The sequence below is a fragment of the Nocardia sp. NPDC005998 genome, from assembly GCF_040614395.1.
Taxonomy (GTDB): Bacteria; Actinomycetota; Actinomycetes; order Mycobacteriales; family Mycobacteriaceae; genus Nocardia.
On the sequence record NZ_JBEXUI010000013.1, the window covers coordinates 54,885 to 77,037 of the forward strand.

General features: G+C 65.4%; 27 protein-coding genes and 1 tRNA gene. 13 read left to right on the plus strand and 15 right to left on the minus strand.

Annotated features, from left to right (window positions below; translation table 11 throughout):
• Positions 1 to 214: 214 nt before the first annotated feature.
• Both ABZ293_RS19545 and ABZ293_RS19550 read left to right on the plus strand, forming a co-directional pair.
• Positions 215 to 1,438 carry a cytochrome P450 gene (locus ABZ293_RS19545; protein WP_355182413.1) on the plus strand — a complete coding sequence of 408 codons (1,224 nt, stop codon included), beginning with the start codon at positions 215 to 217 and terminating at the stop codon, positions 1,436 to 1,438.
• A 124-nt stretch (positions 1,439 to 1,562) separates the two neighbouring features.
• Positions 1,563 to 2,075 carry a hypothetical protein gene (locus tag ABZ293_RS19550; protein WP_355182415.1) on the plus strand — a complete coding sequence of 171 codons (513 nt, stop codon included), beginning with the start codon at positions 1,563 to 1,565 and terminating at the stop codon, positions 2,073 to 2,075.
• Between the two features lie 4 nt (positions 2,076 to 2,079).
• Here the strand turns inward: ABZ293_RS19550 and ABZ293_RS19555 are convergent, their stop codons facing one another.
• The gene (locus ABZ293_RS19555; RefSeq protein WP_355182417.1) at positions 2,080 to 2,451 is read right to left on the minus strand and encodes a DUF5313 family protein; all 372 of its coding nucleotides are present in this window, start codon (positions 2,449 to 2,451) and stop codon (positions 2,080 to 2,082) included.
• A complete protein-coding gene (locus ABZ293_RS19560; protein ID WP_355182419.1) occupies positions 2,448 to 2,912 on the minus strand; it encodes a MarR family transcriptional regulator in 465 nt (154 codons plus the stop codon). Before ABZ293_RS19560 ends, ABZ293_RS19555 begins: the two co-directional genes overlap by 4 nt.
• A gap of 117 nt (positions 2,913 to 3,029) precedes the next feature.
• Between ABZ293_RS19560 and ABZ293_RS19565 the strand changes: the two genes are divergently transcribed.
• The 4 genes from ABZ293_RS19565 to ABZ293_RS19580 all read left to right on the plus strand — a co-directional run bounded on the left by ABZ293_RS19565 (position 3,030) and on the right by ABZ293_RS19580 (position 5,245).
• Positions 3,030 to 4,055, plus strand: a complete 1,026-nt coding sequence (locus ABZ293_RS19565) for a DUF418 domain-containing protein (RefSeq protein ID WP_355182421.1) — start codon at positions 3,030 to 3,032, stop codon at positions 4,053 to 4,055.
• Positions 4,056 to 4,082: 27 nt separating this feature from the next.
• Positions 4,083 to 4,454: a cation:proton antiporter gene (locus ABZ293_RS19570; RefSeq protein ID WP_355182694.1), complete on the plus strand. Its 372-nt coding sequence runs from the start codon at positions 4,083 to 4,085 to the stop codon at positions 4,452 to 4,454.
• Positions 4,455 to 4,614: 160 nt separating this feature from the next.
• Complete coding sequence (locus ABZ293_RS19575; protein WP_355182423.1) at positions 4,615 to 5,076, plus strand: hypothetical protein; 462 nt, start codon at positions 4,615 to 4,617, stop codon at positions 5,074 to 5,076.
• Between the two features lie 19 nt (positions 5,077 to 5,095).
• Positions 5,096 to 5,245 carry a hypothetical protein gene (locus ABZ293_RS19580; protein WP_355182706.1) on the plus strand — a complete coding sequence of 50 codons (150 nt, stop codon included), beginning with the start codon at positions 5,096 to 5,098 and terminating at the stop codon, positions 5,243 to 5,245.
• 32 nt (positions 5,246 to 5,277) lie between these two features.
• Here the strand turns inward: ABZ293_RS19580 and ABZ293_RS19585 are convergent, their stop codons facing one another.
• The 8 genes from ABZ293_RS19585 to ABZ293_RS19620 all read right to left on the minus strand — a co-directional run bounded on the left by ABZ293_RS19585 (position 5,278) and on the right by ABZ293_RS19620 (position 11,978).
• Positions 5,278 to 5,997, minus strand: a complete 720-nt coding sequence (locus ABZ293_RS19585) for a VIT family protein (RefSeq protein ID WP_355182425.1) — start codon at positions 5,995 to 5,997, stop codon at positions 5,278 to 5,280.
• Between the two features lie 10 nt (positions 5,998 to 6,007).
• Positions 6,008 to 7,600 (minus strand): GMC family oxidoreductase, encoded by a 1,593-nt coding sequence (locus tag ABZ293_RS19590; RefSeq protein ID WP_355182427.1) that lies wholly within the window; start codon positions 7,598 to 7,600, stop codon positions 6,008 to 6,010.
• Between the two features lie 103 nt (positions 7,601 to 7,703).
• A complete protein-coding gene (locus tag ABZ293_RS19595) occupies positions 7,704 to 8,225 on the minus strand; it encodes a YdcF family protein (protein WP_354955007.1) in 522 nt (173 codons plus the stop codon).
• Positions 8,226 to 8,369: 144 nt separating this feature from the next.
• Complete coding sequence (locus ABZ293_RS19600) at positions 8,370 to 9,074, minus strand: flavodoxin family protein (protein WP_355182428.1); 705 nt, start codon at positions 9,072 to 9,074, stop codon at positions 8,370 to 8,372.
• 160 nt (positions 9,075 to 9,234) lie between these two features.
• Complete coding sequence (locus ABZ293_RS19605; protein WP_355182430.1) at positions 9,235 to 10,185, minus strand: metallophosphoesterase; 951 nt, start codon at positions 10,183 to 10,185, stop codon at positions 9,235 to 9,237.
• Positions 10,182 to 10,661 carry a cupredoxin family copper-binding protein gene (locus ABZ293_RS19610; protein ID WP_355182432.1) on the minus strand — a complete coding sequence of 160 codons (480 nt, stop codon included), beginning with the start codon at positions 10,659 to 10,661 and terminating at the stop codon, positions 10,182 to 10,184. The genes ABZ293_RS19605 and ABZ293_RS19610 overlap by 4 nt, the downstream gene beginning before the upstream one ends.
• Positions 10,662 to 10,737: 76 nt before the next feature.
• Positions 10,738 to 11,424, minus strand: coding sequence for a Rieske (2Fe-2S) protein (locus ABZ293_RS19615; protein ID WP_355182433.1), 687 nt, complete (start codon positions 11,422 to 11,424; stop codon positions 10,738 to 10,740).
• Complete coding sequence (locus tag ABZ293_RS19620) at positions 11,421 to 11,978, minus strand: sigma-70 family RNA polymerase sigma factor (RefSeq protein WP_355182435.1); 558 nt, start codon at positions 11,976 to 11,978, stop codon at positions 11,421 to 11,423. The genes ABZ293_RS19615 and ABZ293_RS19620 overlap by 4 nt, the downstream gene beginning before the upstream one ends.
• 197 nt (positions 11,979 to 12,175) lie before the next feature.
• On the opposite strand from ABZ293_RS19620, the gene ABZ293_RS19625 reads away from it, so the two are divergent.
• Together ABZ293_RS19625 and bla are read left to right on the plus strand one after the other, a co-directional pair.
• Entirely contained in the window at positions 12,176 to 12,298 is a 123-nt protein-coding gene (locus tag ABZ293_RS19625) for a hypothetical protein (protein WP_355182437.1), read from the plus strand.
• A gap of 160 nt (positions 12,299 to 12,458) precedes the next feature.
• Positions 12,459 to 13,388, plus strand: coding sequence for a class A beta-lactamase (gene bla, locus ABZ293_RS19630; protein WP_355182439.1), 930 nt, complete (start codon positions 12,459 to 12,461; stop codon positions 13,386 to 13,388).
• On the opposite strand, the gene ABZ293_RS19635 is transcribed toward bla, so the two are convergent.
• Positions 13,372 to 14,409, minus strand: a complete 1,038-nt coding sequence (locus ABZ293_RS19635) for an AraC family transcriptional regulator (RefSeq protein WP_355182441.1) — start codon at positions 14,407 to 14,409, stop codon at positions 13,372 to 13,374. The two genes, bla and ABZ293_RS19635, sit on opposite strands and share 17 nt — an antisense overlap.
• Before the next feature lie 96 nt (positions 14,410 to 14,505).
• Here ABZ293_RS19635 and ABZ293_RS19640 point away from each other — a divergent pair, with 96 nt between their 5' ends.
• Positions 14,506 to 16,044: an NAD(P)/FAD-dependent oxidoreductase gene (locus ABZ293_RS19640; RefSeq protein WP_355182696.1), complete on the plus strand. Its 1,539-nt coding sequence runs from the start codon at positions 14,506 to 14,508 to the stop codon at positions 16,042 to 16,044.
• On the opposite strand, the gene ABZ293_RS19645 is transcribed toward ABZ293_RS19640, so the two are convergent.
• On the minus strand, positions 16,034 to 17,251 hold the full coding sequence (locus ABZ293_RS19645) for an FAD-dependent monooxygenase (RefSeq protein WP_355182443.1): 1,218 nt from the start codon (positions 17,249 to 17,251) through the stop codon (positions 16,034 to 16,036). The two genes, ABZ293_RS19640 and ABZ293_RS19645, sit on opposite strands and share 11 nt — an antisense overlap.
• A gap of 80 nt (positions 17,252 to 17,331) precedes the next feature.
• Here ABZ293_RS19645 and ABZ293_RS19650 point away from each other — a divergent pair, with 80 nt between their 5' ends.
• Positions 17,332 to 17,820, plus strand: a complete 489-nt coding sequence (locus tag ABZ293_RS19650) for a MarR family transcriptional regulator (protein ID WP_355182445.1) — start codon at positions 17,332 to 17,334, stop codon at positions 17,818 to 17,820.
• 34 nt (positions 17,821 to 17,854) lie between these two features.
• A complete protein-coding gene (locus tag ABZ293_RS19655; protein ID WP_355182447.1) occupies positions 17,855 to 18,595 on the plus strand; it encodes a hypothetical protein in 741 nt (246 codons plus the stop codon).
• 1 nt (position 18,596) lies between these two features.
• Here ABZ293_RS19655 and ABZ293_RS19660 read toward each other — a convergent pair whose 3' ends face one another.
• The gene (locus tag ABZ293_RS19660; RefSeq protein WP_355182449.1) at positions 18,597 to 19,010 is read right to left on the minus strand and encodes a VOC family protein; all 414 of its coding nucleotides are present in this window, start codon (positions 19,008 to 19,010) and stop codon (positions 18,597 to 18,599) included.
• 100 nt (positions 19,011 to 19,110) lie between these two features.
• Between ABZ293_RS19660 and ABZ293_RS19665 the strand changes: the two genes are divergently transcribed.
• Positions 19,111 to 19,184: transfer RNA gene (locus tag ABZ293_RS19665), tRNA-Met, on the plus strand.
• Between the two features lie 204 nt (positions 19,185 to 19,388).
• Here the strand turns inward: ABZ293_RS19665 and ABZ293_RS19670 are convergent.
• Entirely contained in the window at positions 19,389 to 20,558 is a 1,170-nt protein-coding gene (locus ABZ293_RS19670; RefSeq protein WP_355182451.1) for a serine hydrolase domain-containing protein, read from the minus strand.
• A 46-nt stretch (positions 20,559 to 20,604) separates the two neighbouring features.
• Positions 20,605 to 21,312, minus strand: coding sequence for an SDR family oxidoreductase (locus tag ABZ293_RS19675; protein WP_355182452.1), 708 nt, complete (start codon positions 21,310 to 21,312; stop codon positions 20,605 to 20,607).
• A gap of 169 nt (positions 21,313 to 21,481) precedes the next feature.
• Here ABZ293_RS19675 and ABZ293_RS19680 point away from each other — a divergent pair, with 169 nt between their 5' ends.
• Positions 21,482 to 22,102: a helix-turn-helix domain-containing protein gene (locus tag ABZ293_RS19680; protein ID WP_355182454.1), complete on the plus strand. Its 621-nt coding sequence runs from the start codon at positions 21,482 to 21,484 to the stop codon at positions 22,100 to 22,102.
• Positions 22,103 to 22,153: the final 51 nt, after the last annotated feature.

Consider the following 22,153-nt stretch of genomic DNA (forward strand, 5'->3'; position numbering starts at 1 on the left):
CGGTCAGATACGGTTGAAGAACTTTGTCTCAGAGTGAGACATTCTAGGCGAGATCGGCCAGCGGAGCGGCAGGTGGGCGGCGGGCCTCGAGACAGCGCGCGACCTGTGGGTTCGGCGCCGGATTCGCAGTTTTTCGAGGCTATTGACGCGGGTGGTCGGGGCCGCGAAATCTGGTGTGCGGAAATAGAAATCGTGCGTCGGAAAGGCGGAGCGAATGACCCTCGCATTGAATGACATCGACCTGTTCGACCCCGGGCTGCTCGACGATCCCTACCCGCTCTATGACCGACTGCGCACCGACTCGCCGGTGCACCGCATCGCGGACACCGGTTTCTACCTGGTCAGCCGCTGGGATCTGGTCATGGAGGCGACCACGCGCCCCGCCGAGTTCTCCTCGAACCTCACCGCGGCCCTGGTGCGGCAACCCGATGGTTCGGCCGGGGTTTTCGATTTGGACGGCGGCGGACAGGCGATCCACGTCCTGGCCACCGGCGACGACCCGACCCATCAGGCGCACCGCAAACTGGTGCTGCCCGCCCTTGTCGCCAAACGCATTCGCGCACTGGAACCCACCATCGTCGCCACCGCGGATCGCCTGTGGACGGCGGGTTTCGGTGCCGGACGCATCGAATGGATGTCTGCCATGGGCGACCGACTGCCGATGACCTTGGTGGCCAACCTGATCGGCCTGCCCGACGACGACATTCCCCAATTGCTCACCTGGGGCTATACCAGTAATGAACTGCTCGACGGCGTGGTCACCACCGACCGTCTGGTCGCTGTGGTCACCGCCGCCACCGAACTCGCGGGCTATCTGCGCCGACAGCTCGTCCGAGCCTGCGACCACCCCGACGACAACCTCCTCGGCGATCTCGCAAAGGCCTGTGTCGCAGGCGAACTCGCTCGCGATGTCGCTGTCCTGATCCTCGTCCAACTCGTCGGCGCGGGTGGTGAGTCCACCGCGGGACTCATCGGCAACGCGACCCGTATCCTCGCGACCGACCCCACCCTCCAGACCCGTCTGCGCACGGATCCGGACCTGCTCACCCCGTTCCTCGAGGAGGTGCTGCGCCTGGAATCCCCCTTCCGCGCCCACCACCGCCACGTCGTCCGCGACACCACGCTCGGCGGCACCGATCTCCCCGCGGGCAGTCACCTGCTTCTGCTCTGGGCCGCCGCCAACCGCGACCCCGCCGTCTTCGCCGCCCCCGACGAACTGCACCTGGACCGCCCGGCCCAGCGCAATCACCTGGCCTTCGGTAAGGGCATCCACTTCTGCGTCGGCGCGGCCCTGGCCCGGCTGGAGGCCCGCGTGGCCCTGCAAACCCTGCTGACTCGGACGGCCGCATTCCGACTCGCACCCGATCCCGCTGCGGCCCAATGGGTTCCCAGCATCTTCGTGCGTCGCCACCTCCGCCTCGCCCTTAGCGCCGAATAGCTCCAGCGGCCCGCCGGGCGTGGGCTGAGCGATCACCAGTTGACCTGGGATACGGCCTTCGGGAGGACCGACCTCCTCCGACGGCAGGAGTTGCAGTCCGCACCAGCCGGGCATCATGGTCTGCGTGGTGGATTCGGGTGTGACCAGGGGCGTGGACTGGCTGCTCGACGCGCGTGCCCTACCGGTTCGGCTGGGGGTGCTGTTGACCTCGGCGATGGGCTGTCTGCTGCTGCTTTCGGATGCGCCGGGTCCGGTGGACTGGATCATCGGCCTGCTCGCGGTGTGCGCGACGGCGGGCGGTATTCGATGGCCGTTCATCACATCACTGCTGGTGACCGGGCTATTGGTGCTGGGCTTCGAGATCGGCGGTACGGGTCCGCTGGTGCCGAAGGTGGGGGCCGCCATCGCGCTCATCGAACTCGCCGCACGCCGTGGCGGGTGGCAGCCGTGGGCCGCGGCGGGAGCGTTGGGCGGGGCGTATCTGCTGCATCCGGCCGGGGCGGTCGCCGCGACCGGCTACCGGGCATTGGTGATGGCGGGTGCGCCACTGCTGATCGGACATCTGATGACGAAAACCGGTGCTACCAACCGGGTTCGGCTCGCCGTATTCGGCGCGACGAACGGGCGTCGGCGCTGAGTTCTCAGTGTGGATGCTGCGCCGCATATCTCGCTCGTTCGAGCGCTCGTTGCCGTGCCCGCTCCGGATTCTCCAGATCCGCTGGCAGCCCGTGCTTGGCCAGTCGGTGTGCCCGATTCATCGGCATGAAGGCCGCGGTGTAGAACAGCGCGAGCAGCAATGCCAGCAGCACCATCGACCCGCGCAACCACAATTCGCCCGGAAACAATAGGAATACGGCGAACAGCGGAGTGAACGGCACCAAACCGCGCACGATATGGCGCGGGGTCGCGTATCGGCCGGTGAGGTCATTGCGTACCCACTCGCGCAGCGAATCGGGTAGGCGCCGCCCGAAGGCGTAGCCGAGCCACTGGATGGGATTGGGTCGATTGCTCATGCGTGTACTCCTGTCGCGACGGCGACCGACCGTCTTGCGGCCGCATTGACCCGGGTCAATACCTCGTGCAGTTCCTCCAGATCCGCCAAGGTCACCCCGAGTCGTTCCACCACCGCGGGTGGAATCTTCAGGGCCTGCTCGCGCAGCTCCACTCCGGCGGGGGTCAGATCGACGACGAGGTTCCGCTCGTCGCGGCTATCGCGGCCGCGGGTGATCAATCCGGCCGACTCCAACCGCTTGAGCAGCGGTGACAGGGTCGGCGAGTCCAGCTGGATCGCCTCGGCGATCGCCTTCACCGACATCGGCGCCTCACCCCACAGCGCCAACATCACCAGATATTGCGGATGTGTGAGCCCGAGCGGTTCCAGCAGCGGTCGATACACGCCGAGCACCGCCCGATTGGCGACGGCCAGTGCGAAGCACACCTGCCGATCCAGCTGCAGCGGATCATCCATCTCCATGGCTCCTCCTAGGTCTCCATCTACCTTAGCGCATGAATAGTTAGTGCATGAACTATTGTGGCCGACACCCCATCGGATGTGCGGGATCCACGAGGCGGGCATCGTTACCGTGGGGATATGGATGCCGACTGCGCGCATTCGCGCATTCACGAGCTGGATGCGGTGCGCGGCGTCGCGCTGTGCGGGATTCTGGTCGTCGATATCCGGCAGCTCACCGACATGCGGGCCACGGTCGAGCCCGGAGTCGTCGATCCGATGCGGCACCTGCTGTGCGTGCTGTTCGAGGGACGGTTCTTTCCGATCTTCTCGTTCCTGTTCGGGCTGAGCTTTTCGCTGTTCCTCGACCGCGCCGCCCAGTGCACCGATCGCCCGCGACTGGTCCTGGCGCGCAGGCTGATCGCTCTCGGTGTCCTCGGCCTGATCCACCAGGTGTTCCAGCCGGGTGAGGCGTTACTGCCGTACGCGATCGTCGGATTGGTGATTCTGCTGCCTGCGGCGGTTCTTCCGCGCTGGGTGCTGCTGCTCGCCGGGCTGGTCGGCGCGATCGGGGTGCCGGTCGCACTCGGCGGTGGGCTCGGCCTGGTACCCGGCCTGTTCCTGCTCGGCGCGGCCGCCGAGCGCTTCGGTCTCGCGGATGACCTGCGCAACCGCGGCTGGCAGGTCGTGGTGGTATTCGCGCTGGCCGCGCCCGCCGCGGTGGCCGCGGGGATGTGGGAGTACCGCATACCGTATGCCGAGCTGTGGACCGGCAGTGTGGCGCCGGTGGCCGGACTCCTGGGCGCACTCGCGTATTTCACCGGAGTCCTGCTCTTGCTGCGCACCGAGACGGGCGAGGTGTTCGCGGAGGTGCTGGAGCCGATGGGCCGGATGGCGCTGACCAACTATCTCGCGGCAACCCCCCTGATCCTGACCGCCGAGCCGTGGCTGCGCCTATCCGACTCCAACCGCTACGACACAGTGCTCGGCCTGGCCGCCGCGATCATCGCGGTGCAGGCGCTGTGGAGTTACCACTGGCTGCGCTGGTTCCGCTACGGCCCGGTCGAATGGGTGTGGCGATGCGTGACCTGGTGGCAGCTGGTGCCCAACCGCCTGACCCGTCAGGAACGCCAAAAACTCACCGTGGCATACGAGCCCGGTCGCTAGGAAAATCTCAGTGGTGACGCTCGGCTGCTGCCATTCGCCGCCTACGGTGTGGCCGAGGCGTTTTCGGGGTCGGGGGTGCTGGCCGTGCTGGTGTGCGCGCTGTATGTGACCGATGCGGGCACCGATTTCGGCGATCGCGATTACCGCCTGGTCGGTGACGCGTTCTGGGAGATCACCGAAATGTTGTCGAGTGGTTTCGCTTTCGGGCTGATCGGCCTGGAACTCGGTGTCGTGCCGGACGATACGGGCGACGGCTGGCCGCGACTGCTGGGCGTCGCGAGTGCCGTTGTCGCCGTGGTGGTTGTGATATGGCTGCTGACCACCCTGCACTGGTGGCTGTGGCGTGACGCGGACCTGGTGGACCGGGTAACCCGCCGCTTGGACCTCGGGCGCCGTTAGACGTCTACTTGGCGCCGACATCCGCGGATCGGAGCGCAAATCTTCGGTTTCGCGGCTAGCCGGATCGGCCGGTTTCAAACGCCGCGCCGGGTGCGGTGTTTGGTTCTCGAATTACCGGGCATAGCCAGAAAGTAACATCAACCAGTACAGCGGGATTGTCATGATCATTATCATCGGGCTCGTCGTTCTCATCGGCGCCGTAGTTATCGGCGTTGCGGGAGTGGCGGCCAATACGGGTGAAGTTCGTACGTCATCCAGCGATTTCGGGGTGTTCGACTATCACTTCACCGCCTCGGCGGGGGCGCTGTTCCTCTACGGGATGGCGATCGGGGCGATCGGGATGCTCGGCCTGAGCCTGCTGCTCGCAGGTGTCTGGCGCAGTTCTCGCCGTAGCAGTGCCGTCCGTCGTGACCTGCGACAATCGCGTAGGGAACTGGCGACCAAGGAAAAGGCGGCGCAGCGTCCGGCAACTCCAGCGGCCGGATCACCGCCGCCTGCCCGCAAATCCACCCCGCCACCAGGCGGTAAGACGGTCTGGAGCTGGAATCGGTTCATACGCCAGCCCAGCCGCGCGGACGCGGTCGAAACATCCGGCCGCACAACGGTCAAAACGACCAAGTAAGGGAAAAGCCATGATTATCTTGGGCTTAATACTCCTCATTGTCGGATATCTGCTCAGCATTCCACTGCTGACCACCGCCGGCATCATATTGCTGATCGTCGGCGCGGTACTCGCACTCGTCGGGTCGGTGGGTCACCACCCGATCGGCGGTCGGCAGCACTACTACTGACCGAGGTGAACGGGCCGGGGCGAGTTCATAATTCATGCCCCGGCAATGCCCGCCAATTGACCGATGCCATAGGTGACCGCCATGGCCAGCGCACCACCGATTACCACCCGCAGCACCGCCCGCGTGCGGTTGCTGCCGCCGAGGCGGGCGCTGACCGACCCGGTGATCGCCAGCGCGACCAGCACGGATGCGAACGTCACCGGAATGCGCGCCGTGGTGGGCGGCAGAATGATCGCAAGCAGCGGCAGCAGTGCACCGAGGGTGAATGCGATCGCCGAGGATCCGGCCGCCTGCCACGGGTTGGTCAGCGCGTGCGGATCCAGGCCGAGTTCGGCCTCGGCGTGGGCGCGGAATGCGTCGTGCGCGGTCAATTCCTCGGCCACCTTGTGCGCCGTCTCCGGTGACAACCCCTTCGCCCGATAGATATCGGCCAGTTCGGCCAATTCGTAATCCGGTTCGTCGGTGAGTTCCTTGCGTTCCTTGGCGAGTAACGCGCGCTCGGAATCGCGCTGGGTGCTGACCGAAACATATTCGCCGACGGCCATCGAGATCGCACCAGCGGTCAGTCCGGCGATACCCGCGGTGAAGATGGCCGAGCTGCTGGTCGTCGCCGCGGCGACACCGACAACCAGACCGGCGGTCGATACGATGCCGTCGTTCGCGCCGAGCACACCCGCGCGCAACCAGTTCAACCGGGACGTAAAGCCCTCACCGTGCGGCTCGTGCGGGTGCGGTGCACCTCTGGTCTCCATACGCCGCAGACTATGCCAAAGCCCGCAAAGTATCAGCTAGCCGGACCGCCAGCGCCACGATGGTCAGCGTCGGATTCGCATGGCCGGTGGTCGGGAAGACCGAGCTGCCCGCGACGAACAGATTTGCCACACCATGCACCCGGCAGTCGGGGTCGACCACGCCAGCGCGCGGATCCGCCGACATCCGCGTGGTCCCGGTCGGATGCGCCCAGTCGGTGAGCATCAGCGGCAGCGTGCTGTCCACGCGCGCACCGTCGAACAGTGCCGGGGTAGGTAGACCCAGCCGCGTGAACTCCGCAACCGCCAGCTCCGCCGCCCGCCGCACGGTGCTGTCTTCCTGCGGATTCACCCGCCAGTCCACCCGTGGCAGCGGCACACCGAGACGATCGGTGCGATCGGTCAGGGTGATCCGGCTGTCCGGGTTGGGCAGCTGTTCGACCATGCAGCGCAATTCGATTCGATCGAGTTTGTGCGGCAGTCCGGTGTGCCGGATCAGCCTGCGTCGCGCGCCGGCCAGCAGCAATCCGGCGTGACTCACCGCGACCCGCGCGTCATGCCGATCGCCGCGCCCGCGCAGCAATTGCTTGACCGACTCCCACGGATCGTCCTCGGCCGGGACCTCCTGCAGCCACAGCGCGCAATTGAGCAGCCCCTCGGCCTCCTGGACCTTTGGTGACAATGCGACGCCGTGCAGGAAGGTGTGCCTGCCGTGCGGCGTCTTGACCACGTATTTGCCGAAGCGCTCCAGTGCACTGTCCGCCACCGCCGGATCCAGCACGCCGACCGCGCCGCAGCGGTGATCCATCAGATAGCGCCCCACCATGTCGTGGCGGTTGCCGATGCCCTCGGGCGCGATCCGTCGCGATGCCAGCAGCAGACGCGGATTCCCGATTCCGCCGGTGGCCAGCACGAAGGTGCGCGCGTGCACCGTTCGCCGCTGCGGCTCGGCCCCGGCGACCTGGAGCGAAACCACCCGTGCGCCTTCGGGGTCGGTGTCGATATGGGTGACGGTGGCATTAATGAGCACCCGGATATTCGGTGCGACAAGGTTTTTCACATGGGCGCCGAAACGCTTGCAGTCGAATGGATCCACCGGATCCCGGCTGATCTGCCAGAAATACGGGCGCAATCGGGTCGGGTCGAGGCGATGCTCGGGTTGGGTTCGACCGGCCAGATCCCAGAATGCGTCATCGGTGAAACCGCTGCCATAGCCGATCCCGATATGCTCGGCCGCCCGCGTCAGAAACGGTTCGACGTCGGCCGTGCCGATCGGCCAGCCGGATCCGGAAACCCATGGGCGGCGGCTGAAATCGAGGTCGTCGAGCAGACCGCAGCGTCCGCTCCAGGTGTGGGAGGCGCCACCGAGAATTCGGTCGCCCGCTGCTCGATCCGATTGCGCCCGGCGCGCGCCCACATTCTCGATATCGGCGAGCGCATCCACCTCTTCGGTCGCGGTCAGGCCGCCGCTCTCCAACACCAGCACGCGCAGTGCTGATCCGGCCAGCTCGGCCGCAATGGTCAGCCCGGCAGGTCCGGATCCGATTACACAGATATCGGCGGTGAGGGCATCATCGCCGACCGCTCGCAGATCATCGATTCGCAACGGCGGTCCTCCCACAACCGTATACACCCCGACGTCACGCCCGTTACTCCCCGCGCGAGCGTCTCGTTCACTGTAGGAGACCGGACATCCGATCGTTCCCGGATCAACAGCCTCGGCTGAAGAACGCGCGCACATAGCCCGCTGACTGGCGGATGTACATCCAGGTCCAGAATTTCACGCCGCTATCACTGGGACTGGCCACCATGGTCAATTCGCCGTCGAAGCACTTGCTCACGATGTACCTGGCCCGCGACACATGCGGGGTATAGGTCACCACAATGATGTGGCGCCAGCCGTAAAGCCTTGCCCGCCGCCCGATCTCGCGCGCCTCACCATCGGTGGTCCACGGATTCGGCACGAAACAGCTGACGGTGAATTCGAAGCGGGGCGCGCAGTATCGGTCCATCACCGAATCGTCTTCGCCGGTGGACCGCGAAATCAGCAGCTGCGGCGCATATCCGCGTTCGGCGAGATCGAGGCCCACATCGAAACGCTCATAGGCGGTGCCACCCAACACCACGATCGCATCGGCCCGGCGCAGCGGATCGGTCTGCGGATGGACATACACCGGCAGACCGGCCACGCCGAGGACGGCGACCAGGGCGAGCAGTGCACCGATAAGCAAACCAGCTCGTCGTAGGCCGGGCACGAATCCGACGATACCGAAATCCACGCCGCGCCGGCGTCGGCGCAGTACGGGCCGGCTTCACCGAATCCCGGTGTGGCACAGGATGACCCCGATGCCGCAGGTTGCACACAAGGCTGAACCCTAGCGGTAGTCGGGATTCTCGAAGTCGAACCGGCAGCCCGCGTCCCATTCGGAGCGCTGATTGCCGTGTGCGGGAATGCCGTTGTTGTCCTTCAGCATCCGGGCCAGATGCAGCAGATTCCAGGTCATGAAGGTGGTATTGCGATTGGTGAAGTCGTTCTCCGGCCCACCGGAACCCGGATCCAGATATGACGGGCCGGGTCCGGCCTCGCCGATCCACCCGGCGTCGGCCTGGGGCGGAATCGTGTAGCCGAGATGTTGGAGGCTGTAGAGGATATTCATCGCGCAGTGTTTGACGCCGTCCTCATTGCCGGTGATCAGACAGCCGCCGACCCGGCCGTAGTAGGCGTACTGGCCGCGCTCGTTCAGGATCGACGAATTGCCGTACAGCCGTTCGATGACGCGCTTGGTGACCGAACTGTTGTCGCCGAGCCAGATCGGCCCGGCCAGCACCAGAATGTCGGCATCCATCACCTGCCGCTGCAGCACCGGCCATTCGTCGGTGGCCCACCCGTGTTCGGTCATATCGGGCCAGACCCCGGTCGCGATGTCGTGATCGACGGCGCGGATATGCGAAACCTGCACCCCGTTCTTAGCCATGATGTGGGCACTGACATCGATGAGACCCTGCGTATTGCTCGGCTCGGGGGAGCGCTTGAGCGTGCAGTTGATGAACAGCGCCCGAAGGTCGTCGAAGGTAGTCATGTCCGAAGTGTCGGCCGGTCCCGATGCCGCGACAAGGAGCTCGCCCGGCATGTCACCGACTCGTCAGACCTGGTCATTCAGACTTGAGGCTACTTCAGATTCGGGGTGGGACCGGGCGCACCGGCAACCGAGCTCGCCGGGCGACCACGCCGCTCGCGGCTCATTTCAGGGGCTCCTCCCGGATGGCGAGCTGCTGTTGGCCGCGCACGAAGCTCACTTCACGAATGCCGAGCGCGTCGTGCAGCTTCCCCGCCGGGATGGTGACCGGCTTGGGCGCGGGCCCGTCGCCGGGATGGGGGAGCGGATAGGCGGTGGTCGTCCCGCTGTGGAAGGTGATGTTGCCCTCGGTCTTCGTGAACAGTTGGTGCACATGGCCGTTGAGACAGGTCACCGATGCGAAGCGGCGCAGGTAGCTCAACGCCTGGGTGGCGTCGTCGGTGCCCCAACCCCAGTCCGGATACATGGCGAACAGCGGGATATGGCTGAAGACGATGATCGGGGTGTCACTGGACAGCGGTGCGACATCCTTGCGAATGAACTCCAGCTGATCCTGGCCGAGATGGCCCAGCAGGTTCAAATTGAGCGTATTGACCAACGCGATCAGGTGCACGCCCGCGATATCGAAGCTGTACCAGCCGTCGCCACGAGTTCCGGCGCCGAATGCGGCGCGGTATTTCTGCCCGGCATCGTCGATCGAATCGTGTTCGCCGGGCACGGTGAAGACATGCGGGGTATTCGTCTGGGTCAGCATCTGTTTCACCTGATCGAATTGCTCCGGGGTGGCCAAGTGGGTGAGATCGCCGGTGTGGATCACGAAATCCGGTGTATAGCCGAGGGCGTTGATCTGACCGATGGCCTCGTTGAAGGTGCCGATGACATTGGTATTTGCCGGCCCCTGGAAGCCGAGATGGCTATCGCTGAGTTGGGCGAAACGCAGTTCCGGTCGCGGTGTGCTCTCGGCACGGGCCGCGGTGCCCGCCACCTGCGAGATGACTTCGCCGCCGACAACGGACAATCCGACCGCCGCGCCGAACCAGGCGGAGTGGCGCAGCAATTGGCGGCGGGTCATGGCATGTGGGTCGCGGGGATCGTAGTCGTTGCTCGGCGTCATTTCGTCACCTCCACGGTGCCGTGCATGAATGGGTGAATCGTGCAGATGTAGTCGAAGGTTCCCGGTGTGGTGAAGACGAAGGTGAATGTCGCGTCGTGACCCATCCCGGGGGAGCGGAAGCCGGCATTGTTCGCCGCGACCGTATGCGGCTCTTCGTCTTTGTTGATCCAGGTCACCGTGGTACCAACGGGGACAGTGAGTTTCGCGGGCGAGAACACGAAGTTCTGGATATCGACGGTATTCGGGGTTGCCGCAACCGCGGTCGACATTGTTGTGGTTGCGGCGGCCGTCGGGGCGGAGCCGGTGGTCCCATGGCCGGGCAGACCCGGTGTGGGGCCGCCGGTTTGGTGGAAGTCGATGGTCGGTGCGGTGTCATGGGCGGGTGCCGGACTGGCACAGGCCGTGGCGAACAGCAAACTCGGTATTCCGGTGAGCACGGCCACGGCGAGCAGTGCACCGGAGCGGGCGGGTGTCATTTGACCGGGCCTCCAGGTCTGTCGGTGATCCGCGCTATCGCGAACCTCTCACTGACAGATAGGAGCCGGTGTTACATCACGCGGGCTTCGCGGGTGCGAAAACCTCTACGACACCCGCATTTTCCCGAACCTGTAGGTGCGGCAGCGGTGGCGGTGCGATCGGCAGCTGATGGGTCAGCACCTTGCCCGTCACCGTGAACGAGGTCGAATGGCAGGGGCAGCGCAGCCGGTCGTCGGCATTGTCGAACCAGAGACGGCAGCCCTGATGTGTGCACACGCCCGACACCGCGATGATCGCGCCGTCTACTCGACGGATGAATCCGGTCACCGTGCCGACGTCGAAGGGGCGGGTCATCCCCTCGGTGATATCGGAACTCGACGCGATAGCGAGCCAGGTGCCGTGTACGGGGTTGAGCGTCGACGCGGTGGGTGGGTTTTCGGTGCCGCGGGTGAGCGCGCGATCGACGACCACACCGGCAGCGGCGGCGGCCGCCGCGATCGACGTCCCGGCGATCACTTGGCGGCGGGAGCCGATCGCGCGTACCGAGGCCTTGTCATCGGTGGGCGGATCCAGCTCGGCGGCCAATCGGCGTCGCAGATCATCGACGAATTCCGGACGCGGCGTGTCATCCTCGCGCCGGGCGGCCAGCAGTTCGAGCGCAACCCGCAGCTGTTCGGCCTCATCCGCATCCGGCCGAAAGGCCTTCGGCCTGCGGCCGTGCAATAGCCCGTCGATATACCGGCGCAGTTCGCGGGCGCTCATCGCGGTTTCCTTTCCACCTGGGCCGCCATCCGCAGCGCCCGATGCTGCAATACGCGCGCGTTGACAACACTGATCCCCAATTCGGCCGCAGTCTCCCGGACCGAATACCCCTGCAGAAACCGGAGCTCCAGAATTCTGCGATATCGCTCGGGCAATTGCTCGAGCATTGCGCGGGCCCGCTCCGGCGCGTCGGTCACATCGGGATCGGCGGCTTCGACCTGCGGCACATCGTCATCGATGGAGGTGATCTCACAGCCGAGACGATTGCGCCAGTACTGCGCGAGCACGGACCGAGCGGTGGCACGCAGGTAGGCCCGCACCTCGGGAATGCTCGCCGAAACCCGCAGCGGCCGCAATGCCGCGAGGAAGACCTCACCGGTGAGATCCTCCGCATCCGCGCGATTGCCGACCTTGGCGAACATCAACCCGTACATCCACCCGACATTGTCCTGGTAGACGGCATGCCAATCGGCGTACGTGTCCTTGGACACCACCCGCAGCTCCAGCCCGGTCCTCGGGTCCGCGGTTCTCGCGGACGACGCCCGTCCCTGCATGAATCCGTGCCTTCCGAATCTAGGTGCGGACCAGTCACCTCGTCCACAGTCAGATACCGGTGCGCGTTACACCCCAACCGCCGATACCGTGACCGACGTGCCGGATTCCGGTGCGACCAGCGCCGCGGCCGTCTGCCGCATCGGTCCCGGCGCGCCGTGGATCGCAGCACTACCGAGGTCTTGCCGCAAGGCCCCGGGTGCGGCGCTCCCGGCGCGCCGCGGATCGGCCTGACGCTGGGCTGGAGACCGCCGACGCCTTCGCTGGCCAGCGCGGCATACGCGGTAAGGCGGTGCTGCGGGTGAATGCCGATGACCGCTGAGTGTCCTGGCAGCTGAGCCATTCGCCATGATTTTTCGGCCGCAGCGCGCCGAATAACGGGCTGCGATAGGGGTCCGAGCTGCGACGATATCGATGGCGATATCGACATTCGGGCGCATTGGTCTTGGACAGCCGTACCGGCCCTGTGTTGTCGTGTCGGCATGACAAAGATCGGTAGAGGCGGACCGGCCTCGGTCCGCGCGAGGTCCGTCCTGTTGGCGATGGCGCTGCTGCCCCTGATCGGCGCGTGCGGGGGCGAGTCGACGGATTCGACCCCGGCAGCACCGACCACAATGGCCGCCGCGGCCCAGCTGAGCGGCATCGAGCAGCAGCATGCGGCCCGGCTCGGCGTATTCGCCGTCGATACCGGTTCGGGCAAGACCGTCGGCTACCGCCAGGACGAGCGGTTCGCCATGATGTCGACCTTCAAGACGTTCGTATGCGCCGCACTGCTGCGCGAACATCCGCTCGCCACCGGGTATTTCGACCAGATCATCCATTTCACGCAGGCCGATGCCGCGGCCGCGGCCGGTTCGCCGGTCACCGGTACCCGGATCGAGAGCGGTATGTCGGTATCGGAATTGTGCGATGCGGCGATCACTCGCAGCGATAACGCCGCGGCCAATGAACTGCTGAAACTGCTCGGCGGCCCGCAGGCCCTGACCCAGTTCCTGCGCTCCATCGGCGACCAGACTTCCCGACTGGATCGCTGGGAGCCGCAGCTCAATACCGCCATCCCCGGCGACGAACGCGACACCACCACCCCGGCGGCGATCGCGGCCGACTATCGGGCGCTCACCGTCGGCGACGTACTCGCCGCGCCCGAGCGGGAGCGGCTGACGGCCTGGCTGCTGGCCAACACCACCGGCGGCAGCCGCATTCGCGCTGGCCTGCCCGCCGAATGGAAGACCGGTGACAAGACCGGCACCGGCGACTATGGATCGGCCAATGATGTGGCCGTCACCTGGCCCACCGGCAGTGCGGCGCCGATCGTGCTCGCCGTGCTGACCACCCATAGCAGTCCAGATGCCCAGGCGGACAACGCATTGATCGCGGAGGCGACCAAGGAGGTTGTCACATCGGTGTGGTGAGCCCGGTCGGCCGCTGCTGCGCCGCTTCGCGCCGAACGGCGGTAGGCGTTGTGCCCCACCATCTTCGGCAGCAGCGGGTGAAGGTGGCCTGTTCGGACAGCCCGATCAGCGAGGCGACCTGACTCATCGGCATATCGGTGGTGGTGAGGTAGCGGCGGGCCTCATCGCGGCGGACGGTATCCACGATGGCGGCGAAGGAGCTGCCCTCCGCGGCGAGGCGACGTTGCAGGGTGCGCGGATGAGTCGTCAAAAGCCTTGCGACGGCGGCGATTTCCGGTGCTGTGGTACCCAGCAGCTGTTGGACGGCGGCTCGGACCTTCGGTGTGATGGCGGCATCCGCGCCGCCGGACTGTTCGGCCAGGAATGCCATGGCCAAGCGGTGCAGGTTCTCATCGCCGCCACTCAGCGACAGTGACGCCAAGCGGTTCGGGATACGCAATGCCGCCGCCGGACGCTCGACGCGCACGGGCGCGCCGAAGAACTCCTCATAGACCCGGACCGGCGCGGCGGGCCGATGTGGCAGTTCGACCGAACGTAGCCCGTAGCGCTCGTCCACCAGTCGCTGGAAGGTGCGGTGCACGAAGGCCAGCCCGAGATCGGTGCCCTGGACCGGTGTCGGCAGGCCGGGTTGGATCCCGTATCGCAGGGCGATCACGCTGCGATCGCCGTACGGGTCGGGTTCGAGGGCCAGATGCAGCGAGCGCGCGTGCAGGAACAGATAGCGCGAACAGCATTCCAGGACATCGGCGAGGGTCGGTGAATTCCGGATGGCCAGGGCCAGCGGGCCGAGCATATCGAGATCCTGCCGCCGCGAGATGCGCAGGCCGAGATCGGGACAGTCGAGTCGCTGTGCGGCCAACTCCAGCGCCGCCGCGACCGCCTGATCAGGTACCAGCAGATCATCGGCATCGAGGGCGGCGATCGGCAGCCCGACGGCGGTGGCGAACTCCTCGGCATTGCCGCCGAGCTCGGCCACCGTCGCGCGGAATCCGCGCAGCCCCGCGGACCGAATCACCGACATGTCGCTCAGAATCAAATACTTGTCGCGCAAAGTCAAGAATCCGGTACCGTGCCCTCGCAGACTGGAGTGATGAGGCGAGCATCGCGCAGCGATTCGATGACGGGTGGTGGCCCGGTGGCGGGCGGGACCGAGACCGCCGTACTTCCGGACCACCTCGATGTCGTGATCGTCGGCGCCGGACTGTCGGGGATCGGCGCCGCATACCGGCTGCAGACCGCATGTCCGGGCAAGACCTACGCGGTGCTGGAGGCGCGCGCGGCACTGGGCGGGACGTGGGATCTGTTCCGCTACCCCGGAATTCGTTCGGATTCGGATATGTTCACCCTGGGCTATCCGTTCAAGCCGTGGCGGGATGCGAAGTCGATCGCGGACGGTCCATCGATCCTGCGCTACGTCGAGGAAACCGCCGCGGAGTTCGGCATCGACCGGCACATCCGCTACGGCACCAAGGTCGTTGCCGCCGACTGGTCCACCGAATCGGCGCGCTGGACGCTCACCCTCGAGCAGCGCGACGCCGCGAGTGTCACCGTGCACCGCACGCTGACCTGCAACTTCCTCTATACCTGCGCCGGTTATTACAACTACGACCAGGGCCACTCCCCGGATTTTCCCGGCATCGACTCCTTCTCCGGACAGGTTGTGCATCCGCAGTTCTGGCCCGAGGATCTCGACTACACCGGCAAACGAGTCGTGGTCATCGGCAGTGGTGCGACGGCCGTCACGCTGGTGCCCGCCATGGCCGGGCAGGCCGAGCTGGTGACCATGCTGCAGCGCTCGCCGACCTGGATCAGCGCCGTCCCCGGCCGGGACAGGCAGGCCGACAAGATCCGCGAGCTGCTGCCGCCCAAGTTGGCGCATCGCGTGATCCGCACCAAGAACATCCTGTTCAACATCGGCTTCTACCAGTACTGCCGCCGTCGTCCCGAGGCCGCCCGCAAACTGCTCACCGGTCTGACGACGCGAATTCTCAAGGATCGCAACGCCGTTGCCGAACACTTCACCCCGGACTACGACCCGTGGGATCAACGGCTGTGCGCGGTGCCCGATGCCGACTTCTTCAAGGCGATGAAGAAGGGCACGGCCGAGGTCGTCACCGATCACATCGAAACCTTTGTGCCCGAAGGAATCCGGTTGAAGTCCGGCCGAATCCTGGAGGCCGATATCGTGGTCACCGCGACCGGACTGCAACTGCTGGCCTTCGGCGGTATCGCGCCGCAGGTCGACGGGCAGCCGGTGCCGCTCGCCGAGCAATTCGTCTGGCAGGGCGCGATGCTCACCGGCGTACCCAATTTCGCGGTCTGCATCGGCTACACCAATGCCTCCTGGACACTGCGCGCCGACCTCACCTCGCGGCTGGTCTGCAAGGTCATCAACCACCTGGACCGCAACGGCTACGCGGCCGTGGTGCCGAAGCCGGATGGCAGACTCGACGAGCGCCCGCTGCTGGATCTGGCCTCCGGCTATATTCAGCGTTCGATCGGTGACTTTCCCCGGCAGGGTGATCGGCATCCGTGGAAGGTGCGGCAGAACTATCTGCTCGACTCGGCCACCACGCTGCGCACCAACCTGCACAAGACCTTGGCACCGACGCCGTATTCGGCCGTGCGCCAACGCGATCTGTCCGTCACCGGGTGACGGCCGGGGCCGTCCAGTCGATCCGGTGGTCGAACATCCAGCTCAGCGGGGCGACACCGACCTTGGCGGCCTTCTTCAGGAAATAGGGTGTGAGCAGGCGGACCAGCAGGCGGCCGAGCCCATTGGATGCCTTGTCGCTACTGGTTTCCGCGCCGTGAGCGACCACCCGCTCGACGCGTTCGCGGCGGCGGTCCTCGAAGGCGGCCAAGGCTGCCGCGGTGTCCGGAATATCGCGCAGGCAGATCGCCAGCGTCACCGCGTCTTCCACCGCCATCGACACACCCTGGCCGGACGATGAGGCCACCGCATGCGCGGCATCGCCGACTATGACCATCTTGTCGTTGTGCCATTTGGCGACCGTCGGCATGTCGTACTGGTTGAAGGCGGAGACGAAGGTGTCATCGGTGGTGGCGGCGACGATCCGGGCCGCGGGACCGCGATCCGCCGAGAGCAATTCGACCAGTTGTGCCCGCCACTGCGCCGCGCTGGCCGAATCCTGCGCCGAAAGCTCCTGTGTCCGAGGCATATTGGCGAACCACCAGATCTCGCCGTCCGGCGCGACGAAGTATCCGAAGAACGCCTTCTTCCCGAAGATCATGCTGTACACGCCCGGGCGCAATCCGAGCTCCCGGTGCAGGGCCGGATCGGTGACGAACCCGCCGAGACCGTAGATGCCGAGGAAATGTGCCTTCGGCGCGGTCGGATCGATGATTTCCCTGGTGCGGGAGCGGATTCCATCGGCGCCGATGAGTACGTCGGCCTCGATCGTGGTGCCGTCGGCGAAGGTCGCGCGGACGCCATCGGCGGTCGAGATCGCATCGACCAGCCGCTTGCCGTACTCGAATCGCACCCCGCGCCGCGTCGCCTCGGCATTCAGTGCCCGATACATATCGCGGCGCTTGATGCTGTGGGTGACGGTTCCGTCGGGCAGTGTGCCACCGATCGGCATATCGGTGATGTGCTTACCCGCGCTGGTCGCGAAGGACAGTGTGGCGGTCGGATGCCCGATCTCGGTCACCACGTGATGCGCGTCCAGCAATGCCAGCGCCGACAGTCCGTTCACCGCGACCGTCAGATATGCGCCGATCTGCCCGGCCGCGGCCTCCTCGTAGGCCTCGCACACGATGGGCTCCAAGCCCGCCTGCTGCAATGCCATCGCGGTGACCGGTCCGGCGATCCCGCCGCCGATGATCAGTGCCTTCTTCATGGTGTGTCTCCCGACTCTCTCTTGACTCTGCGGTATCTTGATTATCAAGACATTAGTAGTTTGACGATCAAGAGGCTTGAATGTCAAGAGAAAAATCCGAAGAGTCGGGTGAGCTGGCGGAACTGCGTGTACAGGTCGGCCGCGAAGCGCAGGCGCTACAGGCCGCGGTCGATGACGTGGACCGGGCCGCCGCGACCCATCTCGGCGTCAACCGCACCGACCTGCGGTGTCTGGAAACCCTCTTCCATGGCGAATCCACCCCCGGCGCCCTCGCTGCCGAATTGGGTCTGACCAGCGGCAGCGTCACCACCATGCTGGACCGTCTCGCGAAACTCGACTACGTCGTGCGCCATCCCGAACCGGGTGACCGGCGCAAGGTCGTCATCCGGATCACCGACAGGGCCTTGACCGAAGTCATGCGGATCTACGGCCCGATCGCCCAGGAGGGAGCGGGGGAGGTGGCGCGCTACAGTGCGGCCGAATTGCGCACTGTCCTGGACTATCTGCGTCGGTCGCGCGAATTGCAGGACCGCCACCGCACTCGGATCGCGGATCTGCGTGATCGCTGAATTGCCTTCTGCAAGTGGGTGTTAAGGATTGCCCATGGCCGACACTGACATGATCACCACCATGATCACACGGCGGAACGCAGGGTTGGTAGTGGCAGTGGTGGCGGGCACGATGCTGGTAGCCGGATGCAGCGGCAAGGATGATGCGGCGGATCGCTGGAACTCACCGGCGCCCACGACATCTCGCGAACAGCTCGTGCTGACTGCGGCGGAATTCCCCTCGGGCACAACGAAAATGGATATGCCGCAGGACAAGCTCCAGTCGGCCGTCGGTGATATCTCCGCCATCCAGCAGAATGCCACCTTCACCCCGGCGGAATGTGGGTCGACGCAGCAGGATCTGGGTGCGGCGACCAAGGAGTTGCTCGGGCAGTCATCGATCGTCGCGGCGACCGGTAAGTCGAGCACGATGTTCGTCGAGTTCGTCTCGGGCCGAACCGGAAATCTGCAGCGGATCACCGATGGCAATAGGCGGTGCGGTGAGGTCCAGATGACCTCGACCGTCAATGGTCAGCCGGTCACCGCCACCGAGCACGTCGAGAGCCGATCCCTGCCCCAGGAACTGAAGGGCGCCAACGCCATTGCCTACCGTTCGAGCAGTACCGCGACGGCGGGCGCGGGCGGGCCGATGACCACGGCCGCGTATATGGGTTATGCGGAGGTGCGGGGCATGACGGTCGCGGTACGCGTTGCCGCACTCCAAGATTCGCTCGATCAGGCGGCCTTTGAGCAGTTCTTCGTCGCCGCGGTACAGAAGGTCGTGAACGCCACCTAGCCTACTTGCGGACGGTCAGCTCCAGCGCGATATTGTCAGGGTCGCGGAACTCGAGGATATAGCTGAACCCGATATCCTTGATGACCTCGCGCGCGACCCCACACGCATCGAGATGCGCTGCGGCGGCTTCCAATTCGGCCAAGGATCCGAGCGGAAACGCGAGATGATCGAGCCCGACCCGGTTTTCGTCGAAGCTATCGGTGCCGACCGGCCGCAGCCCGATCATCCCGTGCTCCATCCGATAGATCACCCCACCGAACAGAAACCCGAGCCGCTCCCGTGTCGCCGCATCGGCATCGGCGGGCACCTCGAGCGCAACCGGCCACCCGAACACCTTCTCGTAGAAGGCCCGCGACCGATCGATATCGCAAACCGTCAGCCGGACATGGGCAATGGCACTCGTCGCAATAGGCATGCCCCCATGCTCGCACCCGCCCCGCCTACCCGCCGGTTATCCCTTCTCACCAGGCGTTTAGGTAACAACCACCACCATGGGGTAGCGTTGCCTGTGCCGACGCGGGGTGGAGCAGCTCGGTAGCTCGCTGGGCTCATAACCCAGAGGTCGCAGGTTCAAATCCTGTCCCCGCTACTAGGGGAAACGGCCCGAAATCATCAGGTTTCGGGCCGTTTTCGCGTTGGTTTGGCATCACATTCGGCATCATTGGCTGACTCAGTTTCATGGATGCGGTGCCGTCGCAGGGGTTTCGCGGCGTCCCAGTATGTAGCTGGCGGCGAAATCGGCTTCGATCACCAACCGCCCAGCAAAAAGATGCCGGTCGTGCCGAGGGTCGGCTCAGTCGGCCAGTGCGCTCACCACTAGGTCCGACAGCAAGGCCGTGCGTTCGAGGTGGTGGCTCTCCTCGAGTAAACCGGTGGTCAGTAGGGCATACGACAGCTCATATTCGGGGTCGATCCAAACGCCGGTCGAGCCGGCCCCCATATGGCCGAATGTTCCCGGTGAGTTCAGGGCGCCGAACGGTCCGGGACCGAGACCGGTGCCGCGAACCCTGAAGCCCAGGCCGATGTGATCGGGAAATCGGCTCCAACCTCTCGCACTGAGGATGGGATCCCAGACCAGATTCGGTTTGTCGCCGATCCAGTTGCGCGCAGCCAACGCGAGCATGGCTGGCGACAGCAGGCGCACACCGTCGATCTCCCCACCGCGTCTGAGCATCTCGGCGAAACGATGGAGATCATCGATGGTCGTCAGGCAGCCTGCGGACGGGAATTCCGCACCGGGAACGAGGATGACGTCTTCCACCAGCGATTCGACAACCGCGGAAGAGAAGGCGTCGTACGACACCGTCTGCGCGCCTCTGACCGGACATACTCGCGCGGCCAGGTCCTCACGCATACCGAGACTGGTGTCCGCCATTCCGAGCGGTTCGAACACATCCTCGCGCAGCATTTGCGCATAGCTTCGCCCGCCGCCCGCCACTCGCAGACACATCGCCGCGATGACCGAGTGGGCGACCAGCATGGAATAGCTGACCCTTTCGCCCGGCAGACATTCGGCAGGCATATCGCCGATGAAAGCAACCAATTTCTCGATGTCACCGAGGATCTCGGGAGCGACATTGGGAGCCCCTGACATCATGCCGCCCGTATGTGTCAGCAGATGAAACAGCGTGATCGTCTCCTTGCCGTACTTCCCGAATTCGGGAAGTACCTCGGCGACGGGACTGTGCAAGCGCAGCAGACCTCGCTCGACGAGGCCGAGGACCAGCACCGCTGTGAACGGCTTCGCGACCGACATCGTCACGAAGACGGAATCCGGCTCGAGGTTTCGGTTTGCCGCCTTGTCCGCGAAACCGCCCGAAAAGTCGACGACTATTCGCCCGCGCCGACTGACGCGCATTGCCGCGCCGTGAACATAACCCGAATCGATCTGAGCGCGAAGCGTATCGCCGACCCGCTCCAGGCGTTCCGCGTCGAACCCCAGTTCGGCCACATCATCCAGCATGATCTTCAACTTCCTGATTTGTTCGTTCAGAGCGTGCGAGCAGCCATCAGGCGTGCACGCCGATACCGCCGGAGACGGTGAGATTGTCGCCGGTGATGTAGTCGGCGGCGTCCGAGGCGAGGAAGGCCACGACCTCGGCGATATCGGCGGGAACACCGACGCGGCCGAGCGGGACATCCCGACCCCAGGATTCGACCACTTCCTGGGGGACGCCGATCTTGCTGTAAGCGGGGGTGTTGATCAGGCCCGGGCTGACGGCATTGACGCGGATGCGGCGCGCGGCGAGTTCGAGCGCGAGGGACCGCATGAGGGGGATCAGAGCGCCCTTGGCGGCCGTCATTGCCGATCCGAGCCCTTCACCGGCGCCCACGGTGAACACGACCGAGGCCGCCTCGTTGAGGAGTGGGAGCGCCTTCTGCAGTGTGAAGAAGTTGCCCTTGACGTTGACGTCGAAGAGGGCGTCGAAGGCGTCTTCGTCGATTGTCTCGATCGAGCCGGGACGGGAGATGCCGGCGTTGAGGAACAGCAGGTCGAGCGAACCGAATTCCCGACGTACCCGGTCGATCGCCTGGTCGATATCGGGCAGGGATCGTGCGTCGGCCCGCACGACCACGACGTCATCGTGCAGTCCGGCGTCGACGTGATTGTCGAGGCCGGTGACCATGACGCGGTAGCCACGGGAGTGAAGCAATTCAGCGGTGGCCTTGCCGATGCCGCTGGTTCCACCGGTGATCAAAGCTGCGGGTGCGGACATATTGCGTTCCTTTTGCGTCCGAGAAACAGGGCTGGTCGTCGGGTACCTGCGGGCCGTGGAGCACGGGTCCCGTCACGACGATCACAATCGTCAGCGTACGCCACTGTTGGCAGCAACTGTCAAGTGTCATATGTATGCCATACTGGCAGCGGCAAGCTAAGATGGTGACATGAAGCAGGAAGCTGAGACGGCTACAGGTGGCCCGCCCACGTTGTGGGATCGAACCCGGCAGCTGGCCTCCCGGGAGATCCTTGAAACGGCCTTGCGCCTGTTCACCGAGCAGGGCTACGACGAGACGACCATCGCCCAGATCGCTCGCGAGGCGGGCGTTTCCCAGCGCACCCTGTTCCGCTACTTCCCCGCCAAAGAAGACCTTCTCGGCGGCAACCAGGACAGCTTCGGCCAGGTCCTGACGACCACGATCACCGCACAACCCGCCGAAGCCAGTGCCTGGGAGGCCCTTCGCGCAGGCATTGCCGCGGTACAGGGCCTGCACGGGACACGAGAGAAGGCCCTGGAGCGCTTCCGGCTCCTGCACAACACGGCATCCCTACGCGCGGGCTGGCTGGAAAAGCGCCTGCGCTTCCAGGAGGACCTGCTGCCACTAATCAAGGCGCGCTTGGACACTGCCGCCTCACACGCGGACATGCGGGCCCGCGCGGTGATCGCGACGGCGTTCGCGTGCCTGGATGCCGCATCGATGACGTGGGTCGACAACCACGGCGAGGGCGAGATCATGGACCTATTCGACGAATGCTTCGGCGAATTGCGCGACCGACCGCCCCACTGAAAACACGCCGACACCACGCCAACGGTTCTGGCAGCACAAGCGCTGTTCTGG